Origin of the sequence: Flavobacterium urumqiense, assembly GCF_900108015.1 — a bacterium.
Taxonomy (GTDB): domain Bacteria; phylum Bacteroidota; class Bacteroidia; order Flavobacteriales; family Flavobacteriaceae; genus Flavobacterium; species Flavobacterium urumqiense.
Genome location: NZ_FNVP01000011.1, coordinates 50,070 through 71,908, shown reverse-complemented (window position 1 = coordinate 71,908; position 21,839 = coordinate 50,070). Strand labels below are relative to the sequence as shown.

The following is a 21,839-nucleotide window of genomic DNA, read 5'->3' as shown; positions in this document are numbered from 1 at the left end:
ATTTTACTGTTAACGATTTTTTGCTATAATGAAGTCACTGATCAGGCTCCTTTCTGATCACTAAAATTGATGACTATGTTTTCTTAACGTATTGTGTAATAATTACAATAGTCTGACCATCTACTTTTCCTTCTATATATTCCGCATTTTCGTGATCTAATCGAATGTTACGCACTGCGGTTCCTTGTTTAGCAACCATACTTGATCCTTTTACTTTTAAATCTTTGATTAAAACTACTGAATCACCATGCTCCAGAATTACTCCGTTGCTGTCACGATGTATAATTTTATTATCATCTTCTTCACCTTCACCAGTTGCTTGAGCCCACGCTAAAGTGTCTTCGTCTAAATACATTTGGTCCAATAATTCTTTAGGCCAACCTGCTGAACGTAAACGACTCAACATTCTCCAAGCGACCACTTGAACAACTGTGTGCTCACTCCATATGCTGTCGTTTAAACATCTCCAGTGGTTTAAATCTACATTATCCGGGTTTTCTATTTGGTCTATACAGGTACTGCAAGCCAATATACTTTCATCTATTCCACCCTTTTTTGTTGGAAGCACTTCATATACTTTTAGGTTTTCAGTTGCTCCACAAAGTTCACATTTTGATCCGCTGCGTTTATTTAATTCTCTTTCTATACTCATGTCTAATGGCTTTTATTTTTGGCAAAAATACGGCTAAATAGCCCTTTTCACAAATTTATATTGAAGTTAGGAAAAGTGTGACTTCTATATTTTTATAAATATAAATCGTTTACTCTTACGGCATCTGGAACAAGCATTTCATATTGTCCGCCATTGCGAATTACATCTCTTACAATACTGGAACTGATATAAGAAGTACTTGCAGCAGTCAATAAAAATACAGTTTCTATTTTAGACAAACGTCTGTTGGTGTGGGCAATGGCTTTTTCGAATTCGAAATCGGCCGGATTGCGCAAACCACGAAGTATGAAATCGGCTTTTATTTTATGACACAAATCAATGGTCAAACCTTCATACGTAATCACCGAAACTTTGGGTTCATTTTTGAATGTTTCTTCGATAAAACGTTTTCTTTCTTCTAAGGGAAACATGTATTTTTTTTCGGCATTGATACCAATCGCAATTACGATTTCATCAAATAACGAAATGCTTCTTTTGATGATATCTTCATGTCCTAAGGTAATGGGATCAAATGATCCGGGAAATATGGCTTTTCTCATTTGTTTTTCTTTGTTATTCCGACGAAGGAAGTAACTTATTGTAGGGATTTATCCTTTGTAAAATGACAACTTTATGCTGAAATAATTATCAATTAAATTCACACTAAAATTATTTAATTTCTAAACAGGCGATTTCGGAATAAGTAATGGAATTTATAAAATCTGTAATGATTGTATTTCTAGCGTTTATAATATTTGCTAGAAAATCAGTTTTTGTATTTCCAAAACGCAACCAAATTATTTTTGGTGGATGGCCTTTAAAATTGGATAAATCAAAAAAATCTGCATCGAAAGTTACAATAGTAAATTTGTTTTCTTTGGCATATTCCCATATTTCAACATCTGAATAAATTTCAATTCCGAGTTGTTTGACTTGTTTTGCTTCAGGGAAATTGAATTTAATTTTAGAGATGATTCTAAAAGAAATATTCTGGTCAAACAACAAGCTCACGATGCAATTTGAATTTTATGTTCTCTATCGGCAGCGTAAGCTAGGCAAGCTTTAATCTGATTTTCATTAAGTTCCGGAAAGTCTTCAATGATTTCATTTGTTGTCATTCCATTTGCAAGCCAATTTAAAACATCAAAAACTGTAATTCTGGTACCAATTATTGTTGGTTTACCAAAACGAACTTGTGAATTTATAGCGATATATTGTTTGTAATCAATCATGATGATTTTGTTTTATACAAAGTTAACGAAATAATCAGTTATTCTGGTAACGCTAATTCTATCGAATTTGTAAATAAATCTTCCAATGAAATTCCGGCAGCTTTGGCTTGTTGCGGAATCAAACTTTCAGTGGTTAGTCCGGGAATAGTATTCATCTCGAGCATGTGCGGTTCACCGTTTACGATGATGAACTCACTTCTGGAGAAGCCTTTCATTTTTAACACTTCATAAGCACGTTTGGCTATTTCGCTGACTTTTTGGGTCATTTCATCCGAGATTCTCGCTGGTGTAATTTCTTGTGATTTACCCAAATATTTGGCTTCATAATCGAAGAAATCGTTGTCGGAAACTATTTCGGTTATGGGTAAAACGGTTATAGTTCCTTTGTAATTAATGACTCCAACAGAAACTTCGGTGCCATCAAGGAAACTTTCTATAATGATTTCGTTGTCCTCTTTGTAAGCTACTTCTATTGCAATTGGTAATTCAGCTGCAGTTTTAACTTTTGAAATCCCGAAGCTGGAACCAGCTTTATTTGGTTTTACAAAACAAGGCAAACCAACTTTGGTCACAATTTCTTCGGTGTTGATACTATCACCTTTATTTAAATAATAGGAAATAGCTGTTTTGATTCCGTATGGTTTTAAGACAGATAGTAAATCGCGTTTGTTAAACGTTAATGCGGCTTGGTAATAATCACATGATGTTTGTGGAATATTCAGCAATTCGAAATACGCCTGCATCAATCCATCTTCGCCCGGAGTACCGTGGATAGCATTAAAAACACAGTCGAAAGTGATTTTAGCTCCATCTACTGTTACTGAAAAATCATTTTTATCAATAGGAAATTCAACATTATTAACATCGACATAAACCCATTTTTCCTTGAAAATATGGATTTGGAATCCGTTGAATTTATTTCTGTCCAGAAATTGATATACGACGTTTCCGCTAATTAGTGAGATTTTGTACTCGCTGGAATAGCCGCCCATGATAATAGCAATGTTTTTCATTGTTTTAGTTTAAGTTTATCCTCTCCTCAGCCCTTTCCAAAGGAGCGGGACAAGAAAACGGATTATTTTAGAATTGGTATAAGAACAGTTTTGTTGCATGCTATTTGTTTTTAGCCCCGATAGCAGTGGAAATCCTTTTTGTACGCCTTTTCGGCGGATAAAAAGATTGCAACGAATAGCGGGAAATGGCTCCGTACTTCGACTACGCTCAGGATTACAAATGAATCACAAATACTATTAAACAAAATTATCATTTTTTTTGAAACGAAATAGGTTTATCTTTGCCACATATAAAAATAAATTTATGAGTTTACGTAAGTATCTTACAAGCCGTGTATTTTTTCTACAAGCATTATCTGCTCTTGCTATTATTGCCGTTTTGGGCTATTTGTTTATTCATTGGTTAACTTTTACGACTGATCATGGTCATGAGATAACGGTGCCGGATTTGAGAAAATTGACTGTGGAACAGGTGGAGGAGAAGCTTGATGCGCTGGATTTAGATTATGTGCTTTTGGATAGCGTAGATTTTAGAAATGAATTTCCTAAGTTTAGTGTGGTGGAGCAGGATCCTTTGCCAGGCGCTAAAGTAAAAGTGGGTAGAAAAGTATATATCAAAATTAATGCATCAGGGTTTTCATCCGTAAAAATTCCGGATTTAATTGAAAAAACATACCGTGAAGCGGTTCCAACTTTGAAAGCATTGGGACTTGAAGAAGGAACGATTACTTATATTCCGAATCTTGGAAAAGATATGGTTCTGGAGATGCGTTACAAAGGAAGAAACTTGAAAGTAGGGGACAGAGTATTGAAATCGTCTAAAATTGATTTGGTTTTAGGAGACGGAAAAGCGAGTTATGTAGATGAAAGTGTAGTAGATAGTGTAGCAACACCAGTAGAAGAACAAGTACCAGCAAATGAACAATAATATAGAAACAATAGATTTAGAAGAGGAGTTATTTGAACATTTTAGATTTGAAGTTCCTAAAGGCCAAGCGTCTTTGCGAATTGATAAATACCTGATGAGTTTGATACAAAATGCGACTCGGAATAAAATACAAATAGCCGCCACCGAAGGAAATATTTTTGTAAATGACGTTATCGTTAGGTCAAATTACAAAGTAAAAGGCAATGATGTGGTACGCGTAATGTTATCGCATCCACCGTTTGAAAATCATATTATCCCGGAGAATATTCCGCTTGATATTGTATATGAGGACGATGCGCTGTTACTGATAAATAAAGAACCAGGAATGGTAGTTCATCCTGGACATGGAAATTACACGGGGACTTTAGTGCATGCTTTGGCGTATCATTTTGATAATTTGCCAATGAACAGCAGCGAACGTCCAGGACTCGTTCATAGAATTGATAAAGATACTTCGGGTTTATTGGTGATTGCCAAAACTGAAGCGGCGATGACGCATCTAGCCAAACAATTTGAAGCCAAAACTTCTGAAAGAGAATATATCGCTTTGGTTTGGGGAAATGTAATTGCTGATCAAGGTACGATTGAAGGAAATGTGGCCCGTCACGTAAAAGACCGTATGCAAATGGCAGTTTTTGCGGATCCGGAAATAGGAAAACCTGCTGTGACACATTATAAAGTTCTAGAGCGTTTTGGGTATGTGACTTTGATATCGTGTCAACTAGAAACCGGTAGAACGCACCAAATACGTGTTCACTTAAAACATATAGGTCATACTTTATTTAATGATGAGCGTTATGGCGGTCATTTGATTTTGAAAGGAACGACGTTTACTAAATACAAACAGTTTATTGACAATTGTTTTAAAGCATTACCAAGACAGGCATTGCACGCCAAAACCTTGGGTTTTGTGCATCCTACAACAGGAGAGTTGATGCGTTTTGATACGAAAATGCCGCAGGATTTTCAGGATTGCATCGAAAAATGGCGAGGATATTCGAAATCCCATAGTACGGAAGAAGACGAAAATTAAAATATAAAGGCATCCAAACTAGAATCGCCCCCAAAAAAGTTAGACACTATTTGGGGGCATTTTTATGGAAAGTAAAATTCAGTACTATTATGAATTTTAAGGCGGCAGTGTTGAAGAAGTTTTAAAAAAAACATTTACCAGTAAGCACTAAAGCCAACAGAATAGCATAGCTGGTTCCAATCTTTAACTTGAAATTAATTACTATAGTAAGAGAAATAAGAAGTTATGAATTATCTGAAAAACCAAATTTTAATCCTACAACTAATACGCTAAAAAAGGCTTTAAGGAAAATATCTAATAATACTTATTTAATATTTCATTCCGATTAAGGCTGGCAAAATCAAATGAAACAAAATTAAATGCGCTAGGAAAAAAGGAGTAGTGCAGGGTATGTCAAGAAAAGGAAACCGTTTAAATACTGCAATGCTATAAAATTTCTTTGGCATAATAAAATCAGAAGTGTTTTATATTACGAAATTTAGAGAAATAAACCATTTAAAATTGGGAATTAAATGGTAATACTATAGTAAAATTATGAAAGAGTAAAAGGAATTTAAAAGGAATAAGCCCGATACAATATCGAGCTCATTATTATAAAAATTAATTATAGATTTATCTGAATTTTTTTTTTAGTCTATTAAGAAGACTTTTTTTACGGGAATAAACCTTAAACCTTTTCTATTTTTGCGGGCATTTCTGCCGCTTCTTTTCTTTCTAACAAAGCCATATAGAATCCGTCAAAACCAGATTCTGAAGCCAATATTTTTTGGTCTTTAACAAAGTTGAATTGTTGACCAATATCGGTAGTTAAAAAACGAGCAATTTGTTCTTGATTTTCTGATGGTAATATTGAACAAGTCGCATATACTAGTTTTCCTCCCGGTTTTACAATTTTAGAATAACTCTCTAAAACTTCCGACTGTACTTTACGAATGTTGTCAATAAATTCTGGTTTTAATTTCCATTTGGCATCCGGATTTCTTTTAAGTACTCCTAAACCACTACAAGGTGCGTCAATTAAAACACGGTCTGCTTTTTCGTGTAATTTTTTAATGATTTTAGTAGAGTCAATGATACGGTATTCAATATTGAAGGCGCCGTCTCTTTTGGCTCTGATTTTTAATTGCTTCAATTTGCTTTCATACAAATCCATTGCTATTAATTGTCCTTTGTTTTCCATCAAAGAAGCGATATGCAATGTTTTTCCTCCGGCGCCTGCACAAGTATCAACAACACGCATTCCTGGTTTTACATCAAGAAAAGCAGCCACCAGTTGTGAATTTGCATCTTGTACTTCAAAGAAACCTTGTTTAAAAGCATCAGTTAAGAAAACATTAGCTCTTTCTTTTAAAACTAAAGCATCCGGTTGATTTTTTAATGTTTCTGTTTCAATGTTTAAATCCATTAAAATAGCACGAAGTGCTTCTCTGGTTGTTTTAAGGGTGTTAACTCTTAAGATTACCTTAGCAGGTTGGTTTTGAGCTGTTATTTCCGTAGCCCACACTTTCTCACCTAATTCTTTAACTCCTAATTCATCCATCCAATCTGGAATAGATTCTTTCAAAGCTCTTACTTTAGATAATTCGTCAAAACGTCCTTTAATTTTTCGTTCAGGAGTTCCTTCCAGCTGACGCCAATCCGGAATTGGGTATCCTCTTAGAACCGCCCATACCGAAAACATTCTCCAAAGATTATCCCTGTCAAAAGGTTCTTTTACTTCAGCTATTTCGGCATATAATCTTTTCCAACGTACGATTTCGTAGATGGTTTCGGCAACAAATTTTCTGTCAGAGCTTCCCCAACGTTTGTCTTTTTTTAAGGATCTTGCCACCACTTTATCAGCATATTCGCCTTCATTAAATATGGCGTTCAAAGCATCGATGGTAGTATAAACTAAATTTCTGTGTAATCTCATTTTAAATAATTGAGGTGCAAAGGTACTATTAATTTGATTGAATGTTATTTTAAATTTTTTAATAAAAAAAACACTGTTTTAAAAAACAGTGTTTTTGTAAATTTTATGTGAAAAAGCTTTATTTTACTCTTGTTAAACCGATATTTTGAGGTGCATGAAATACCATTGGGAATTTCTCCACTTTTACAGAGCTACTATCGAGGCCAAATGCTCTTTCTTCGGATAAACTTAGTTTTTTAATAAAGAAATAAGAGTTCATAATTATTTTTTCATGCCATCTTAAGTCACTGTCATTAGAAAGGAACTTTTCAGATAATACAAATTTGAAATCACCTATAATGTTATTTTTATTCAAAGATTCGTATCTGCTGGTAATATCTACTTCTCCTTTTTTAACCATATCCCTGATAACCTCTCTAAACATCAAATTTATTTTCGTAGGTTCTCTAAAGCCCAGATTAAAGTCAACACGATATAGATCATCTTTAACTATTTCTGTTACTCTGTATTCTGTCTTATAAGGTTCTGTTAATATATTTACGTGTACAAACCAATATATATCAGCTCTCTTAGGTCTTTTTTGTAAAATAGAATACATTACTTTTTCTTCTATTTCGTCAACTCTGCCGGCGTTAGTCATATAAACTAAATGCGTTGCGTATTTTGGGATTGATAAATCGGCACTTAGTTCAACAAGTACTTTTTTATAATCTTCAATTTTGACAATTTTAGTATAACTTTTATTGATTTTTTTGGCTAAATACCAAATAGTCATAATGGATATTAATATTGCCGCAATAAATAGGGTTACATAGCCTCCTTCTGCAAATTTTGTGATGTTGGCTGCAAGGAAACTAAATTCAATTGCTAAATAAATGGTTATTAATGGAACTATAAAATATAATTTTACTCTTTTTAATATCAAATAATAATTGAGTAAAATGGTTGTCATTATCATACATAATATAATGGCCAATCCATAAGCATGTTCCATATTGCTGGATTCTTCAAAATGTAATACGATACCAACACAGCCAAAGAATAACAACCAGTTTATTGACGGAATATAAAGTTGTCCTTTTAATTCAGTTGGATATTTAATTTTTACTTTTGGCCAAAAATTTAGACGCATGGCCTCATTTATTAATGTAAATGAGCCACTAATCAATGCTTGAGAAGCTATTACTGCAGCAAGTGTGGCAATTATAATTCCTATTGGCTGAAACCAATCTGGCATTATTAGATAAAATGGATTTCCATTTGTACCACCTAAAGATTCCAATGTTTGTCCTTCGTGATGAATTAAATAAGCTCCCTGTCCAAAATAATTAAGAACTAATGCCGTTTTTACAAAAATCCAACTGATTCTAATGTTTTTTCGGCCACAATGACCCATGTCTGAATATAGTGCCTCTGCACCAGTAGTACATAAAAAAACAAAACCAAGCACAAAAAAGCCTTCGGGATGAATAGATAATAAATGATAAGCATAATATGGATTTAATGCTTTGAAAACTTCCATATGCTGTGAAATTTGTACGACGCCAAGAATTGCAAGCATTCCAAACCAGATCATCATCATTGGAGCGAAGAATTTACCAACCAATTTTGTTCCAAATTGTTGAATAGTAAACAACACAAATAAAATACCGATTACAATTGGGATTGTATTTATTTGAGGATAATATGTTCTAATTCCTTCAACGGCAGATGATACAGATATAGGAGGGGTTATAATTCCATCAGCTAATAAGGCACTTCCTCCAATAATTGCGGGGACAATCAGCCATTTAATTTTAGTTTTCTTTACTAAAGCATACAACGCAAAAATTCCACCTTCACCATGATTATCAGCACTCAAGGTGATAATTACGTATTTTATCGTTGTTTGCAAAGTTAGCGTCCAGAATACTGCTGAAATCCCACCTAAAACAATATCCGCGTTGATAATATGATCGCCAAGTATGGCCTTCATAACATATAATGGAGAGGTTCCTATGTCACCGTAAATTATTCCTAAAGAAATTAATAACCCGCCTAATGTTAATTTACTGTGCAAGTCTTTGTGCGATGCGCTCATGTATATTTTTTAAAAAACTCGTCAAATTTACTCTTTTAAAATAAAATAAAGCTGTTTATTTAAAAAAAGGCACAAAAAAAAACACGATCGTAGGAACCGTGTTTTTATAATCTGATTTTATTGCCTTAGGATCTTCTATTATTGTTTCTGTTTTCAGAATTTCCTCTTTGTGATTCTATTCTTTGTGGAGCAGCTTCTCTTGAAGTATTGTTTCTGTTTTCAGAATTTCCTCTTTGTGATTCTGTTCTTTGTGGAACAGCTTCTCTTGAAGTATTATTTCTGTTTTCAGAATAGTCTCTTTGTGGTGCTTGTCTTTGTGGAGCAGCTTCACCAGATGGATTTGTTCTGTTTTGAGAATAGTCTCTTTGTGGTACTTGTCTTTGCGAAGCAGATTCACCAGAAGGATTTGTTCTGTTTTGAGAATAGTCTCTTTGTGGTACTTGTCTTTGCGAAGTTGCTTCTCTTGAAGTATCATTTCTGTTTTCAGAATTTCCTCTTTGTTGTCCTTGTCTTTGCGGAGCAGCTTCACCAGAAGAATTTGTTCTGTTTTGAGAATAATCTCTTTGTTTGCCTTGTCTTTCTGCACCCCCTTCTCTGGAAGAATTGGTTCTGTTTTGAGAATAATCTCTTTGTTGGCCTTGTCTTTCTGCACCCCCTTCTCTGGAAGGATTGGTTCTGTTTTGAGAATAATCTCTTTGTTGACCTTGTCTTTGTGTACCCCCTTCTCTCGAAGGATTGGTTCTGTTTCCAGAATTTGCAGTTTCATTTCGGGAACTTAAATTTCTATTATCTCTTCTTTGCTCTAATTCATAGCGATTTGTTACTTGAGCATTTCTTCTTGAAAACGCATAATTTGGATATTGTCTTTCGTAGCCATTAGAACGGCGAGAACTATATAAATTCAAGGCTATGCTGCTTCTTCTTGAACTAACATAATTATAATTATTATTTATATTCAAGGAAATATTAATGTTGCTTCTGTATCTGTATATTGGGTATGGATTCCATGCATAATAATAGCTTGGATAATAATTCCAGTTCCAAGTTGAATAATAAGGGCGATAATTAAAAGACCAAAAAGATGCATAAAAGAATGGCGTGGTATAATAAACCGGCTCATAAATGTAATTTTCTCCATACAAGAATTCATCCCCTATGACTTGGACATGAACATTATTGTATCTGTCTTTTTCAACATCAATAGTTGCTACATCCTGATACAAATCTTGATCAATAACGGATTGTATAATAATTACGTGAGTTCTATTTTCAACGGATTCAATAACCCGTAAATAATCAACTTCATCATCATTGTTCAAATCTAAATTTGATATTTGAAGTTTAGGATCATTCAATTGTCTTTCAAAATCTTGAAGATCGCGAGAATCACCAAAAATTGATGCAATAGCTCTCAGATCTAAGTTATCGCTAATTTCTGAATTCATTGCGTTTACTGAAGTTCTGCCTTGCGCTTGTATTTGTGTTGCGAAAACAAAAGTCAATAGACTCAATAGTAGTAGTTTGCTTTTCATAATTAATGGAATTAAATTTATTATTTTTTCAATATCCAATTACTGTGCCAATAAATTTGAAGACCCTTTTGTATTCCCGTTATAAATCGTAAATTAGCCTAAATAATTATAATAAATGAAGAATTTTTTTTTAATATCATTGGTTTTTGGTTGTTTATGTTCCTGTAAAACAACTAATTACAACAATAAAAAATCGATAAAAACGAATTATCAATCAGTTCAAATTGATACGCTTTTTCAAGATAAAGTCAGTATTCGGGCCATTGTTATTGATGGAAAAAAAGTTTGGTATGCCGCTGATAACTCAAGATTTGGATTATTTGATTTGGAACAAAATAAAAAGACTGAAAGTACTATTGGCACTGATAAATCGAAAGCAGAGTTTAGAAGTATTGCTCAAACAACAAAAAACATTTTTATTTTAAATGTTTCTAATCCAGCTTTGCTTTATAAAATCTCGAAAGACGGCTTAGAAACAAAATTAGTGTATCAAGAAAATCATGAAAAAGTGTTTTATGACAGTTTGCAATTTTGGAATGATGCGGAAGGAATAGCTATAGGTGATCCAATAACCAATTGTCTTAATATAATAATGACGCACGACGGTGGTAATTCATGGAATAAAATTCCGTGTGATAAATTACCAAAACTTAATGAAGGTGAAGCAGCATTTGCAGCAAGTAACACAAACATAGTAATTAAGGGAAATAAAACTTGGATTGTTTCCGGAGGCAAAAAAGCAAGAGTTTTTTATTCGCCGGATAAAGGAAATTCTTGGGAGGTTTTTGATACTCCAATAATTCAAGGTAAAACAATGACTGGGATTTTTACAGCAGATTTTTATGATGCGAAAAATGGATTTATAGCTGGCGGTAATTATGAATTGCTAAACCAAAATTTCGGTAATAAAGCTTCAACAAAAGATGGTGGAAAAAATTGGGAATTGCGTGCCGAAAATCAAGGTTTTGGTTATGCTTCTTGTGTACAATATGTTCCCAATAGTAATGGGAAAGCATTAGTTACAGTTGGTGCATCAGGTTTGTATTATTCCTCAGATAAGGGGAATTCCTGGAAGCAATTATCCAAAGATTCCAGTCTTTTTACAATACGATTTATAAATAATCATACTGCTATTGCTGCAGGAAAAAATAAAATGATTCGCATTAATTTCAAGAATTAAAAAACCCTAAACGATAAGAAATCTTTTGTTTAGGGTTTTTTTAAAGAAAGAGCTTAATCTTTTCTATGACCTTTATCTCTATATTGGTGCAAAAGTTTCCTATTGAAATCTTCTTCTGATTTTCGGAGTTTAATGATTTTTGTAGCTGGAACAATTCCTTTGAGTGTCGCTATGAAATTTTTTCGCAAAGAAAATAATTCTTCTTCCGTGCTTTCCAGTTGGTTTAAGAATGCAATGGCTTCTTTTTCAGACATTTTATTTAAAGTTTCGTCATTCATTTTACTCCTGAATGATCTCATTTTTTGATGTCTTAATTCAAATTGCCTGTCATCAAAAGAGTTGTAAACTGGCCAAAATTTTTCTGCTTCATTGGAAGTTAATTTTAATTCGGTTGTCAAAAAAGCAGCTTTCATCGCTCTAATTTGTTCTCTCTTCCCTCTCATTCCTTCACCTTGACCGTAAAAGCTGAAAGAAAATAATAATAATAGGATTAGAAATAATTTTTTAATTTTCATTGTTTTAATTTTTCACGTTCAATTTTAATTTTTATTCAGTAAGAAGATGTTCTATATCAGAGTCTGCAGCTAAAATATCTTCAATGACTTTGTCTTCTGTAGAAGAAACAGGTTGCATTTTACTAATATCCTTAGTTTCTAATTCACTAACTAAATCATATTGATTCAAATTAGTTTGATAGGCTAAATAATTTTCCAAAGTGGTTTCATCTAATTCTTTTAAATTTGTTGAAATACTAATATAAATTGGAATCATCAATGCCAGGATTAAAAGGGCTGCAACCATCATGATTACCATTTTTCTTTTTTGAAAAATCGAAATCACTATAGGTTCATTTTCGGGGAATTGTTGTAAAACTTTAGCCGAAAAATGATCAAAGTAATGCTCTGGAGTTTTGAATCCCGACGCTATTTTAGGTTCGTTTTCTAATTTAAATGCTTTCATAATACTCATTAGACTTAATTAGATATAAAAGGTTTAATTTGCCGTTACAAAGGCTTCTATTTTTTTTACTGCATGATGATAAGAAGCTTTTAGGGCACCAACAGATGTTCCTAGAATTTCTGATATTGTTTCATATTTTAATTCTTCAAAATATTTCATTTTAAAAACTAATTGTTGTTTTTCGGGTAAAATGGCAATGGCTTTGTGTAATTTTAGTTGAATTTCGTTTCCGTCAAAAAATACATCAGCTTGTAAATTATCAATAGTTTTGTTTTGTAGTTCTTCTGATGAAATTCCGTTAATTTTTGATTTCTGATTTAAAAAAGTTAGCGCTTCGTTCGTAGCGATGCGATACATCCATGAAAAAAGTTTGCTTTCGCCTTTGAAATTTTTTAAATATTGAAACACTTTTACGAAAGTATTTTGCAAAACATCATCAGCATCATCATGGTTCAAAACAATATTTCGAATATGATTGTATAAAGGCCTTTGATAATCCCGCAAGAGTTCTTTGAACGCTTCGTTTTGCGTTTTAGGGTTCAATAATTTTTTAATGAATTCCTGTTCTTCTTGCAAGGTTTTTTATCTGTTAGAATGGAATTTATCAAATAGGTTTAATCGGATCTTAAAAAAAATTAAAATTCAGAAGGAATCTCTACTTCCTTGACAGGAGTAGGGACGGTCTTTTTTGCTTTAGGGATAACAGCGTCTTTTTTGGCTTTTGGCACAACAACGTCTGTTTTAGTTTTTGGTACTATAACTTCTAGTCTGGCTTTTGGAACAACAATGTCGGTTTTAGGGGCTAAAATAGCTGTCGTATTTGGAATAATTGCTGTTTTATTTGGCACAGCATTTATTGGATTTGCCACTAATGTTGGTTTTGTTGGGTAGTAAATTTCTGTTACCCATTTTGAAGGACTTTTTGTCTCAGTTTTACCAGCAGTGTACACTTCAATATGAGATAGCGAAGGATTAATGGCGATTTGTCGCGAAGCAATATACGCATTAGTTATATCCATTGCTTTTATAATATGTGAATAATCTCCAGTCAAAGTTGTCTTTACGGCTTCGAATGCTTCTAATTTCCCGGTTAAGAGATCGCTTCCCTCACTGGTATAGATCTGATTTTTGATTGGTACACAAATAGATATTTTAGTAAGTCCATTCACAAGATCATAAGTATGGTATATTACGAAAGGTTTTCCTGCTAATGGAAGATTATTTTTTTCGCAGAAAGTAATAATTTTTGGAGTAACGATTCTAAAATTTTTAATGACTTTTGAAATTTCACTGGTGAAGGTTTGATGCAAATAAAAGGTCTCAGGCATTTTTATCAAACCATTAACTTTTACAGTGTAGGTATTTATTTCATAATCGAGAATTTTGTCTAAATTAGCAAGGCTTTTTTCATACATGCTGCCAATAACTTTATTTACGCCGCCATTAAAAGCAGTATAAATTTTGAAAAGAAAACTCATTTTACCTGTAGTTTTCCATGTTACTTTTGTTCCGCCAACCGTGTCCTTAAAACTCCAAAAAACAGTTGAAGCGGTTCCCTCAAAATTCATTTTTTGCGCTATACTATCATTTTCTTTTACAAAAATCGTTTTCATGCTTCCATTTCCTTCTTTTCCTTCCCATGAATAAGAGGCTCCTTTACCAATAGTATTTTGCGGGTAATTTATTTTCATTTCAGGATCTTGGGCGGTCCATGACCCGAAATCTGCCCAATTTTTATAATCATTTACATAGTTAAAAACAGCAGATTTAGGCGAATTAATAACTTTACTTCTTTCTACTGTAAAATCACCTTTTTGTGTTGCTACAAAAATTGACAATGCCACTAAACTCAGTAAAAGTAAAAGAAATAAATATTTTAAAATCTTCATAATATATTGGGTGTTATATCCCGTAAAGTTATAAATTTTATTAATAAAGTAAAGGAACAATAAAATAATAATAAAATTCTTATTTCGAAATAACGATAATTCAGGTTTAGTACTATTTTAAAATTGGCAACATTATTGAAATAAGATTTAATTCTAATTTAGCGAGTCATTTGAGAAAAAGCATAATCCAAATTGATGGGTGCTGTTTTTTAGTTTTAATTTAACAGAAGATAAATCGTGTTTTTTATGTTTTATTTTAAGAAGACGTATATTTGTTGCACAATTATTTATTAAACTCTTAAATATCATTAATAATGAAATTACTTAAAATTGTTGGATTATTTATGACTCTTGCAGTATCTGTTATCTCTAACGGACAAATAGCAAAAACTGCCGAAGCAAAAATTACAGAGAAAGCTCCTTTTGATTACGTTGTAGAGCAATTTGCTGATATTAAAGTATTACGCTACCAAATTCCAGGTTGGGAAAATTTAACTCTTAAAGAACAAAAATTAGTTTATTATTTAACGCAAGCCGGAACATCAGGTCGTGATATAATGTGGGATCAACATTATAAATACAATCTTAAAATTAGAAAAGCATTAGAACATATTTACCAAAATTATTCAGGGAATAAAACTTCTAATGACTGGAAAAATTTTGAAATATACCTAAAGAGAGTTTGGTTTTCAAATGGAATTCACCACCATTATTCGAGCGAAAAAATAAAGCCAGGTTTTTCTGCTTCATACCTAAGCAGTTTGATGAAAGCTACTAAAACAACTTTATCACCTTCTGTTACTGCAATTATTTTTAATGATGTGGATACAAAAAGAGTTAATCTTGATGAATCAAAAGGCTTATTAGAAGGTTCTTCTATTAATTTTTACGAAAAAGGAATTACCTTAAAAGAAGCTGAAGATTTTTACGCTAAAAAAACAAGTCCAGATTCTAAAAAGCCCTACTCTTATGGTTTGAATTCTAAATTGGTTCGAAATGCAAAAGGACAATTAGTAGAAAAAGTATGGAAAAGCAAAGGAATGTATGGTCCAGCTATTGATAAAATTATTTACTGGTTAGAAAAGGCCAAAGATGTAGCCGAAAATAAGAAACAAGGGGATGCATTAGTTTTGCTTATTAGCTATTATAAAACCGGAAGTTTAAAAACTTGGGATGATTATAATATTGCGTGGCTTGTTGCAACTGAAGGAAATATTGATTACATAAATGGTTTTATAGAAGTATACAATGACCCATTAGGATACCGAGGTTCTTATGAAGGAATTGTTCAGATAAAAGATTTTGATATGTCGGCAAAAATGGAAGTTGTTTCAAAAAATGCCCAGTGGTTTGAAGATAATTCACCATTAATGCCAGAACATAAAAAGAAAAATGTTGTAGGTGTTTCTTATAAAACAGTAATTGTTGCGGGTGAATCTGGAGATTCTTCTCCTGCTACGCCCATCGGAGTAAACCTTCCAAACGCGGATTGGATTCGTGCAGAACATGGTTCTAAATCAGTTTCTTTAGGAAATATTATAGATTCTTATGCTAAAGCTGCCGGAAAAGGAAAATTGCAGGAATTTGCAAATGATGAAGAAGAAATTGCATTGGCTCAAAAATATAGTGAATTAGGGGATAAGATGCATACCGCCTTACATGAAGTAGTTGGTCATGCCTCTGGACAGATAAATCCAGGTGTTGGTACTCCAAAAGAATCATTAAAAAGTTATGCTTCTACTCTCGAGGAAGGTAGAGCTGATTTAGTGGGTTTATACTATTCATACAATCCTAAACTACAAGAATTAGGATTAGTTGACGATTGGAAAAAACTAGGAATGGAATCTTATGACAGTTATATCAGAAATGGATTAATGACCCAGTTAGTTCGTTTAGAATTGGGTGCAAATATTGAGGAAGCACACATGAGAAATCGTCAATGGGTAAGTTCATGGGTTTTCGAAAAAGGGAAAAAAGACAATGTAATTGAGAAAATAACTCGTGATGGAAAAACCTATTTCAATATTACCAATTATGAAAAATTACACGATTTATTCGGGCAATTATTAAGAGAAGTGCAACGAATTAAATCGGAAGGAGATTTTAACGCTGGAAAAGCATTAGTGGAAAATTACGGTGTAAAAGTAGATCAGAAATTACATGTTGAAGTTTTAGAACGCAATAAACAATTTGCTTCGGCAGCATATAGTGGTTTTGTTAACCCGGTATTAGTTCCAAAATTGGATAAAAAAGGGAATATTATTTCTATAGAAGTAAAACAACCAAAAACATTTGCTGAACAAATGCTGAAATATTCTAAAAACTTTGGGTTTTTGCCTTCGGAAAATTAGAAGTATAGTGTAAAAAAAAATGTCCACTTTTAGTGGGCATTTTTTTATTCCAAAAAATAAAGATGCTAACGTTTGAAAAATATTTTTATCATAAACAGAATTCCAATAAAAATTAAAAAACCGATTAATATCTTGTAATTTCCCTCGTAAAATATTTTGTGCATTTTTACATCCTTTCGGTAAGCAATTACCATTGCAATAACAAAAGCAACAAAAAAACAGCCCGCAAATATCAATTGTCCTTGACTAAACATAGTTTAAATTATTTGCAACAAAAATAGTTAATAGTTTAGAAATAGTTGCTAATTTGCCTTTTCATTTAAAAAATAAAAAAGATGCAAAAACAAATTGATTCAGTTAAAGTATTTCATACTGCATTTAAAATAGGACATAGCGAAATTCCAACAGCTGATTTGGGAGAAAGCAAACATACCCTTCGTTACAATTTGATGAAAGAAGAAAATGAGGAATATCTTGAAGCAGTTCAAAATAATGATTTAGTAGCAATTGCTGATGCACTCGGCGATATGATGTATATTCTTTGCGGAACTATCATTGAACATGGTTTGCAACATAAAATTGAAGCGGTTTTCGACGAAATTCAACGCAGTAATATGAGTAAATTAGACGAAGATGGAAATCCAATTTATCGTGAAGACGGCAAAGTGATGAAAGGACCTAATTATTTCAAACCTAATTTTTCTAAAATATTAGGTGAATGAGTAGTGGGTTTCAGATCGCTTGTAGTAGGTAAAAGCAATACGATATTTAATATTCAAATCAGATTACAAAAGTTCAGGCAGAATATAAAAAAAGCGGTTTTCGTAATGAAAACCGCTTTTTTTGTAATTGAAATCTAAAATCTATACTTTAACAGTCCAACCAAAGGTATCTTCAGCTATTTTGTTTTGGATATTAGTTAATTTATCTTTCAGTTTTAATGCCATTGAATCTTCATTGTTAGGTAATTCATGATAAACATCTTGATAAGAAAATCCAGAAATAGGACTAACGACAGCAGCCGTTCCAGCACCAAAAATTTCTTTCAATGTTCCATTTTTAGAGGCTTCAACAAGTTCAGAAACTAAAACAGGGCGTACATCTACATTTATGCCTTCACTTTTGGCTAAATCGATTAAAGTCTTTCTAGTCACGCCATCAAGAATTCTTTCACTAACGGGAGCAGTAAATAACGTATCGTTTATTCTAAAAAATACGTTCATTGTCCCTGCTTCTTCCAGTTTAGTATGTGTGGCATCATCTGTCCAAATCACTTGTTGGAAACCTTGTTTGTTAGCCAAACTAGTAGGGTAAAATTGTGCTGCATAATTTCCGGCAGCTTTTGCAGCTCCTATTCCTCCATTTGCAGCTCTACTATAATGCTCCGCGATAAGAACCTTTACTTCACCTGCGTAGTAAGCGCTTACTGGTGATAAAATGATCATAAATTTGTAATTATCAGATGGGTTCGCAATGACACCAGTTCCCGTAGCAATCATAAATGGTCTAATATACATGGAATTTCCTTTACCTCTTTTTATCCATGCTTCATCTAATTTCAGTAATTCCTTCAAACCATTCATAAATATGTCTTCCGGTACTTCCTGCATTGCCATTCTAACTGCTGATTTGTTGAAACGTTTGTAGTTCTCATCAGGTCTAAATAGCCAGATTGCATCATCCTCATCTTTGTAGGCCTTCATACCTTCAAAAATTGCTTGACCATAATGAAAAACTCTTGACGAAGGGTCTAACAAAAAGGGCGCGTAAGGCTTAATGACAGGTTTTTGCCATTCTCCATTTTTAAAATCACATTCAAATAAATGATCTGTAAAAATAGAACCAAAGCTTAAGTTTTCAAAGTCTACTTCATTAATTTTTGAAGTGGCTGCTTTAATTATTTCAATTTTATTAGTTTGAGTTGTACTCATAATAAGGGATTATTTTTTATATTTTTATAATTGATAAACAGGAATATTAAAATCTTTGATTTTTTCACAAGGAGAGCATTTTTATTTGCAAAATTAAATAAAAATCATCGAAATCCTTGTGATAAAACTATTAATTATACGATTTAATTGTGATTTATTTATCTTTTAAAAAATCGAAAAAAATGACTTAAATTTATATCAAATAGATAAAAAATATAGATTTTTATGGGGGATACGTTTTAGTTTTGACTAAATTTGACCTGATCATAGCGCATAAAAACTACTAATAAACTCAATTTATAATTTTGAAAAGAGAAATAATCCAAACTCTTGATGGTTCTACGACTATTCATTTAGGGGAATGGGACGAATGTTATCATTCTAAACACGGAGCAATTCAAGAAGCACAACACGTTTTTATAAAAAATGGATTGTCCTTATTTGAGAATAAGCATATTTCTATTTTAGAAATTGGTTTTGGAACTGGATTAAATGCATTTATCACTTTTTTAGAAGCAAAAAAACTAAATCAGACGATTGACTATGTTGGAGTAGAGGCGTATCCGATCTCTGCTGACGAAGTTCTTTCGATGAATTATGTTGAGGAGTTGAATGCAATAACCGAAAGTTCCATTTTCAAAACCATGCATGAGAGTAATTGGGAGGAAAAGAGCAATTTAAGTACAGATTTTTCATTGACAAAAAGAAAGCAATTTTTTGAAGCAATTGATGATATTGAAAAATTTGATTTAATTTACTTTGATGCCTTTGGTTATAGAGTACAACCAGAATTATGGAGCACTGAAATTTTCGATAGCATGTATAAAGCACTTAAGCCTAATAGCGTTCTTGTTACTTATGCCGCAAGAGGAGTAGTGAAACGAAGCATGATAGAAGTGGGTTTTACTGTCGAAAAGCTCGCTGGTCCTCCTGGTAAACGAGAAATGTTTCGTGCTCGTAAAAAATAAAAAATTGTAAACTTAATTTTAATAGACTTTCTTTTTTAAAAATAAAATATACAAAAGAACGTTAATAAATAAAATTCAATCTATATAAAATGTATTTTTACAAGAGATAAAAATCAAGACCTAACCTATAATATTATTTTAATATGTCAAAAATCATGTTTGATTACACAAAATCAATACTAGAAAGAGTAAGTTTTGATCCAATACTTTTTTGTAAAGAATTAGAAAAAGCTATAAGAACCTTGTTACCGTTTGAAATAGAACAATTACGAGAATGGTTATTAAATTTCACAATTGAAAAACCAGAGTTGAAACAATGTTTACTTATCGTAAATTCATAATAAAAAAAAAGGAACCTTAATCGGTTCCTTTTTTTATTTTTTCTGAACTGGGCTCACAATTTGAACATTTTGGAAAACAATTGCTCCTTTAATAACTCCGGCAATTGTGCTTCTAAGCGCATCAATAATCTGGATTTTTAATTCATTCTTCGGAAAAATTAAACTGACTTCGCGAGCTGGTTTAGGTTCCTTAAAATGGCGTAATTTAATTTTATCGGACTCTTTCAAATCTAAAGTGTGCAGATAGGGTAATAGTGTAGTTCCCAATCCTTCATCAGCTAGTTTTATTAATGTTTCAAAACTGCCACTTTCAATTTGAAAATGATTGAATTCATTTTTCCCCTGACTTTTGCATAAATTCAAAATTCCATCCCGGAAACAGTGTCCGTCTTGTAGTAACAGAATGTCATCCAGATTTAAATCAGAGACTTCAATTTCTTCTTTCTGAAAATTTTGATGACTTTCTGGTATATAAGCTACAAAGGGTTCAAAGTACAAAACAATTTCTTTGATTTTTTCTTCCAATAATGGAGTTGCTGCAATTGCAGCATCCAAGTGACCGTTATTGAGTTTTATTATAATCTCTTCCGTGTTTAACTCTTCGATTATGAGTTTGACTTTTGGATATTTTTTTATGAAATTATTCAAAAACATAGGTAACAATGTAGGCATAATGGTAGGAATAATTCCTAACCGAAATTCGCCTCCTATAAATCCTTTTTGCTGTTCAACAATATCTTGAATTCTATCCGCTTCATTGACAATATTTTTGGCTTGATTTACAATTTTTTGTCCAATATCAGTAAGTTGAATTGGTTTTTTGGATCGATCGAATATCTGAATACTTAATTCTTCTTCTATTTTTTGAATTTGCATACTCAACGTTGGTTGAGTTACAAAACATTTTTCGGCGGCAAGTGTGAAATTTTTGTGTTCGGCGACAGCCAAAACATATTTTAGTTGAGTGATTGTCATTTTTATAGTATTTTCTAATGTAAAGATAAAAACAATCAATTTAATTTATAGTGCAATTTTTATTTTTTCCATAAATTTGTAAGAAATAAAAAAATATGAAAATTAATATTCTAGGATTACCAGTAAAAGAATCAGAATTAATTGTAAAAGAATTAAACATATTATTATCAAATTTTCAAGTTTACTACCAAAATCTGCGCGGAATTCATTGGAATATTCGTGGAAAGCGTTTCTTTGACTTGCATGTAAAGTTTGAAGAATTGTATAATGATTCCCAGTTAAAAATTGATATGATTGCAGAACGAGTGCTTACTTTGGGGGGTACGCCGTTTCATACTTTTGAGGATTATATTAAAAATAGTCAGTTACCAGTGGGTAAAAACATTTCTATTGATGAAAAAGCAATTCACCTTATTGTAAATTCATTAGCTCATCTATTAAAAATTGAAAGGGAAATTCTATATAAAGCTTCAGAAATTAGTGATGAGGGAACCAATTCAATGATGAGCGATTTTATTGCAGAACAAGAAAAAGTAATATGGATGATGCAAGCTTGGTTGGAAGAGGGTTTGTAAAACGTTTAGATTTTAAATGGAAAACCAGATGAAGCAATTTATTCTGGTTTTTTTTTGTTAATTTTTTTTTAAATTCAGTAGTGCTTTTACTCTTTTCTTAAACTTTAATCTATTTTTGCGTTAATGAAAATAACTGCTCACATATTACTATTCGTTTTTATCAGCTTTCTTTTAACACCCACAATTGTGAGTTTAATAGCGGACGATAACGATACGTCTATCTTGGGTAAGTTTTCTGAAGAGGAGAAATCACATAAAGAAATTAAGGCCGTTTTTATTTCCAA

General features: G+C 32.3%; 22 protein-coding genes. 8 read left to right on the top strand and 14 right to left on the bottom strand.

The genetic code is table 11. From position 1 onward, the window contains the following. Positions 1 to 73: 73 nt before the first annotated feature. The 5 genes from C4S35_RS12800 to C4S35_RS12780 all read right to left on the bottom strand — a co-directional run bounded on the left by C4S35_RS12800 (position 74) and on the right by C4S35_RS12780 (position 2,897). Positions 74 to 652, bottom strand: a complete 579-nt coding sequence (locus tag C4S35_RS12800; RefSeq protein ID WP_104000553.1) for a PhnA domain-containing protein — start codon at positions 650 to 652, stop codon at positions 74 to 76. A gap of 92 nt (positions 653 to 744) precedes the next feature. After that, positions 745 to 1,212 (bottom strand): pantetheine-phosphate adenylyltransferase, encoded by a 468-nt coding sequence (coaD, locus tag C4S35_RS12795; protein WP_104000552.1) that lies wholly within the window; start codon positions 1,210 to 1,212, stop codon positions 745 to 747. A gap of 109 nt (positions 1,213 to 1,321) precedes the next feature. Further along, entirely contained in the window at positions 1,322 to 1,663 is a 342-nt protein-coding gene (locus C4S35_RS12790; RefSeq protein ID WP_104000551.1) for a DUF5615 family PIN-like protein, read from the bottom strand. Next, entirely contained in the window at positions 1,660 to 1,884 is a 225-nt protein-coding gene (locus C4S35_RS12785) for a DUF433 domain-containing protein (protein ID WP_167386525.1), read from the bottom strand. The genes C4S35_RS12790 and C4S35_RS12785 overlap by 4 nt, the downstream gene beginning before the upstream one ends. A gap of 38 nt (positions 1,885 to 1,922) precedes the next feature. Further along, positions 1,923 to 2,897, bottom strand: a complete 975-nt coding sequence (locus tag C4S35_RS12780; RefSeq protein ID WP_104000550.1) for a D-alanine--D-alanine ligase — start codon at positions 2,895 to 2,897, stop codon at positions 1,923 to 1,925. Between the two features lie 304 nt (positions 2,898 to 3,201). Between C4S35_RS12780 and C4S35_RS12775 the strand changes: the two genes are divergently transcribed. After that, the gene (locus C4S35_RS12775) at positions 3,202 to 3,825 is read left to right on the top strand and encodes a PASTA domain-containing protein (protein WP_104000549.1); all 624 of its coding nucleotides are present in this window, start codon (positions 3,202 to 3,204) and stop codon (positions 3,823 to 3,825) included. Further along, the gene (locus tag C4S35_RS12770) at positions 3,815 to 4,858 is read left to right on the top strand and encodes an RluA family pseudouridine synthase (RefSeq protein WP_104000548.1); all 1,044 of its coding nucleotides are present in this window, start codon (positions 3,815 to 3,817) and stop codon (positions 4,856 to 4,858) included. Before C4S35_RS12775 ends, C4S35_RS12770 begins: the two co-directional genes overlap by 11 nt. Positions 4,859 to 5,525: 667 nt before the next feature. Here the strand turns inward: C4S35_RS12770 and C4S35_RS12765 are convergent. From C4S35_RS12765 to C4S35_RS12755, 3 genes are all read right to left on the bottom strand, one after another. Further along, the gene (locus tag C4S35_RS12765; protein WP_104000547.1) at positions 5,526 to 6,773 is read right to left on the bottom strand and encodes an RsmB/NOP family class I SAM-dependent RNA methyltransferase; all 1,248 of its coding nucleotides are present in this window, start codon (positions 6,771 to 6,773) and stop codon (positions 5,526 to 5,528) included. 118 nt (positions 6,774 to 6,891) lie between these two features. Then, positions 6,892 to 8,853: a KUP/HAK/KT family potassium transporter gene (locus C4S35_RS12760; protein ID WP_104000546.1), complete on the bottom strand. Its 1,962-nt coding sequence runs from the start codon at positions 8,851 to 8,853 to the stop codon at positions 6,892 to 6,894. Positions 8,854 to 8,978: 125 nt separating this feature from the next. Further along, on the bottom strand, positions 8,979 to 10,385 hold the full coding sequence (locus C4S35_RS12755) for a hypothetical protein (protein WP_104000570.1): 1,407 nt from the start codon (positions 10,383 to 10,385) through the stop codon (positions 8,979 to 8,981). A gap of 115 nt (positions 10,386 to 10,500) precedes the next feature. Between C4S35_RS12755 and C4S35_RS12750 the strand changes: the two genes are divergently transcribed. Then, a complete protein-coding gene (locus C4S35_RS12750; RefSeq protein ID WP_104000545.1) occupies positions 10,501 to 11,565 on the top strand; it encodes a WD40/YVTN/BNR-like repeat-containing protein in 1,065 nt (354 codons plus the stop codon). A 53-nt stretch (positions 11,566 to 11,618) separates the two neighbouring features. Here the strand turns inward: C4S35_RS12750 and C4S35_RS12745 are convergent, their stop codons facing one another. From C4S35_RS12745 to C4S35_RS12730, 4 genes are read right to left on the bottom strand one after another with little or no spacing between them, the layout of a single operon-like run. Then, positions 11,619 to 12,080 carry a sensor of ECF-type sigma factor gene (locus tag C4S35_RS12745; protein WP_104000544.1) on the bottom strand — a complete coding sequence of 154 codons (462 nt, stop codon included), beginning with the start codon at positions 12,078 to 12,080 and terminating at the stop codon, positions 11,619 to 11,621. A 31-nt stretch (positions 12,081 to 12,111) separates the two neighbouring features. Further along, positions 12,112 to 12,525, bottom strand: a complete 414-nt coding sequence (locus C4S35_RS12740) for a hypothetical protein (protein WP_104000543.1) — start codon at positions 12,523 to 12,525, stop codon at positions 12,112 to 12,114. A gap of 33 nt (positions 12,526 to 12,558) precedes the next feature. After that, entirely contained in the window at positions 12,559 to 13,101 is a 543-nt protein-coding gene (locus tag C4S35_RS12735) for an RNA polymerase sigma factor (protein ID WP_104000542.1), read from the bottom strand. Positions 13,102 to 13,160: 59 nt separating this feature from the next. Then, positions 13,161 to 14,414 carry an SRPBCC family protein gene (locus tag C4S35_RS12730; RefSeq protein ID WP_104000541.1) on the bottom strand — a complete coding sequence of 418 codons (1,254 nt, stop codon included), beginning with the start codon at positions 14,412 to 14,414 and terminating at the stop codon, positions 13,161 to 13,163. Between the two features lie 314 nt (positions 14,415 to 14,728). On the opposite strand from C4S35_RS12730, the gene C4S35_RS12725 reads away from it, so the two are divergent. Both C4S35_RS12725 and C4S35_RS12715 read left to right on the top strand, forming a co-directional pair. Then, entirely contained in the window at positions 14,729 to 16,765 is a 2,037-nt protein-coding gene (locus C4S35_RS12725) for a dipeptidyl-peptidase 3 family protein (RefSeq protein ID WP_104000540.1), read from the top strand. Between the two features lie 335 nt (positions 16,766 to 17,100). After that, a complete protein-coding gene (locus C4S35_RS12715) occupies positions 17,101 to 17,487 on the top strand; it encodes a pyrophosphohydrolase domain-containing protein (protein WP_104000539.1) in 387 nt (128 codons plus the stop codon). Positions 17,488 to 17,628: 141 nt separating this feature from the next. Here C4S35_RS12715 and C4S35_RS12710 read toward each other — a convergent pair whose 3' ends face one another. Next, on the bottom strand, positions 17,629 to 18,696 hold the full coding sequence (locus C4S35_RS12710) for a branched-chain amino acid aminotransferase (protein WP_104000538.1): 1,068 nt from the start codon (positions 18,694 to 18,696) through the stop codon (positions 17,629 to 17,631). Positions 18,697 to 19,001: 305 nt separating this feature from the next. Here C4S35_RS12710 and mnmC2 point away from each other — a divergent pair, with 305 nt between their 5' ends. Together mnmC2 and C4S35_RS12700 are read left to right on the top strand one after the other, a co-directional pair. Then, positions 19,002 to 19,664: a tRNA (5-methylaminomethyl-2-thiouridine)(34)-methyltransferase MnmC2 gene (gene mnmC2 / locus C4S35_RS12705; RefSeq protein WP_104000537.1), complete on the top strand. Its 663-nt coding sequence runs from the start codon at positions 19,002 to 19,004 to the stop codon at positions 19,662 to 19,664. Positions 19,665 to 19,807: 143 nt separating this feature from the next. After that, complete coding sequence (locus C4S35_RS12700; protein ID WP_104000536.1) at positions 19,808 to 20,005, top strand: hypothetical protein; 198 nt, start codon at positions 19,808 to 19,810, stop codon at positions 20,003 to 20,005. A 33-nt stretch (positions 20,006 to 20,038) separates the two neighbouring features. On the opposite strand, the gene C4S35_RS12695 is transcribed toward C4S35_RS12700, so the two are convergent. Continuing rightward, positions 20,039 to 20,980: a LysR substrate-binding domain-containing protein gene (locus tag C4S35_RS12695; RefSeq protein ID WP_104000535.1), complete on the bottom strand. Its 942-nt coding sequence runs from the start codon at positions 20,978 to 20,980 to the stop codon at positions 20,039 to 20,041. 95 nt (positions 20,981 to 21,075) lie between these two features. On the opposite strand from C4S35_RS12695, the gene C4S35_RS12690 reads away from it, so the two are divergent. Next, positions 21,076 to 21,555 carry a Dps family protein gene (locus C4S35_RS12690; protein WP_104000534.1) on the top strand — a complete coding sequence of 160 codons (480 nt, stop codon included), beginning with the start codon at positions 21,076 to 21,078 and terminating at the stop codon, positions 21,553 to 21,555. The last annotated feature ends 284 nt before the right edge of the window (positions 21,556 to 21,839 follow it).

Coding starts and splice junctions, on each gene's coding strand:
- C4S35_RS12800 (WP_104000553.1), bottom strand. CDS start 652: ATGAGTATAGAAAGAGAATTAAATAAACGCAGCGGATCAAAATGTGAA.
- coaD (WP_104000552.1), bottom strand. CDS start 1,212: ATGAGAAAAGCCATATTTCCCGGATCATTTGATCCCATTACCTTAGGA.
- C4S35_RS12785 (WP_167386525.1), bottom strand. CDS start 1,884: ATGATTGATTACAAACAATATATCGCTATAAATTCACAAGTTCGTTTT.
- C4S35_RS12780 (WP_104000550.1), bottom strand. CDS start 2,897: ATGAAAAACATTGCTATTATCATGGGCGGCTATTCCAGCGAGTACAAA.
- C4S35_RS12775 (WP_104000549.1), top strand. CDS start 3,202: ATGAGTTTACGTAAGTATCTTACAAGCCGTGTATTTTTTCTACAAGCA.
- C4S35_RS12770 (WP_104000548.1), top strand. CDS start 3,815: ATGAACAATAATATAGAAACAATAGATTTAGAAGAGGAGTTATTTGAA.
- C4S35_RS12765 (WP_104000547.1), bottom strand. CDS start 6,773: ATGAGATTACACAGAAATTTAGTTTATACTACCATCGATGCTTTGAAC.
- C4S35_RS12760 (WP_104000546.1), bottom strand. CDS start 8,853: ATGAGCGCATCGCACAAAGACTTGCACAGTAAATTAACATTAGGCGGG.
- C4S35_RS12755 (WP_104000570.1), bottom strand. CDS start 10,385: ATGAAAAGCAAACTACTACTATTGAGTCTATTGACTTTTGTTTTCGCA.
- C4S35_RS12750 (WP_104000545.1), top strand. CDS start 10,501: ATGAAGAATTTTTTTTTAATATCATTGGTTTTTGGTTGTTTATGTTCC.
- C4S35_RS12745 (WP_104000544.1), bottom strand. CDS start 12,080: ATGAAAATTAAAAAATTATTTCTAATCCTATTATTATTATTTTCTTTC.
- C4S35_RS12740 (WP_104000543.1), bottom strand. CDS start 12,525: ATGAAAGCATTTAAATTAGAAAACGAACCTAAAATAGCGTCGGGATTC.
- C4S35_RS12730 (WP_104000541.1), bottom strand. CDS start 14,414: ATGAAGATTTTAAAATATTTATTTCTTTTACTTTTACTGAGTTTAGTG.
- C4S35_RS12725 (WP_104000540.1), top strand. CDS start 14,729: ATGAAATTACTTAAAATTGTTGGATTATTTATGACTCTTGCAGTATCT.
- C4S35_RS12715 (WP_104000539.1), top strand. CDS start 17,101: ATGCAAAAACAAATTGATTCAGTTAAAGTATTTCATACTGCATTTAAA.
- C4S35_RS12710 (WP_104000538.1), bottom strand. CDS start 18,696: ATGAGTACAACTCAAACTAATAAAATTGAAATAATTAAAGCAGCCACT.
- C4S35_RS12700 (WP_104000536.1), top strand. CDS start 19,808: ATGTCAAAAATCATGTTTGATTACACAAAATCAATACTAGAAAGAGTA.
- C4S35_RS12695 (WP_104000535.1), bottom strand. CDS start 20,980: ATGACAATCACTCAACTAAAATATGTTTTGGCTGTCGCCGAACACAAA.
- C4S35_RS12690 (WP_104000534.1), top strand. CDS start 21,076: ATGAAAATTAATATTCTAGGATTACCAGTAAAAGAATCAGAATTAATT.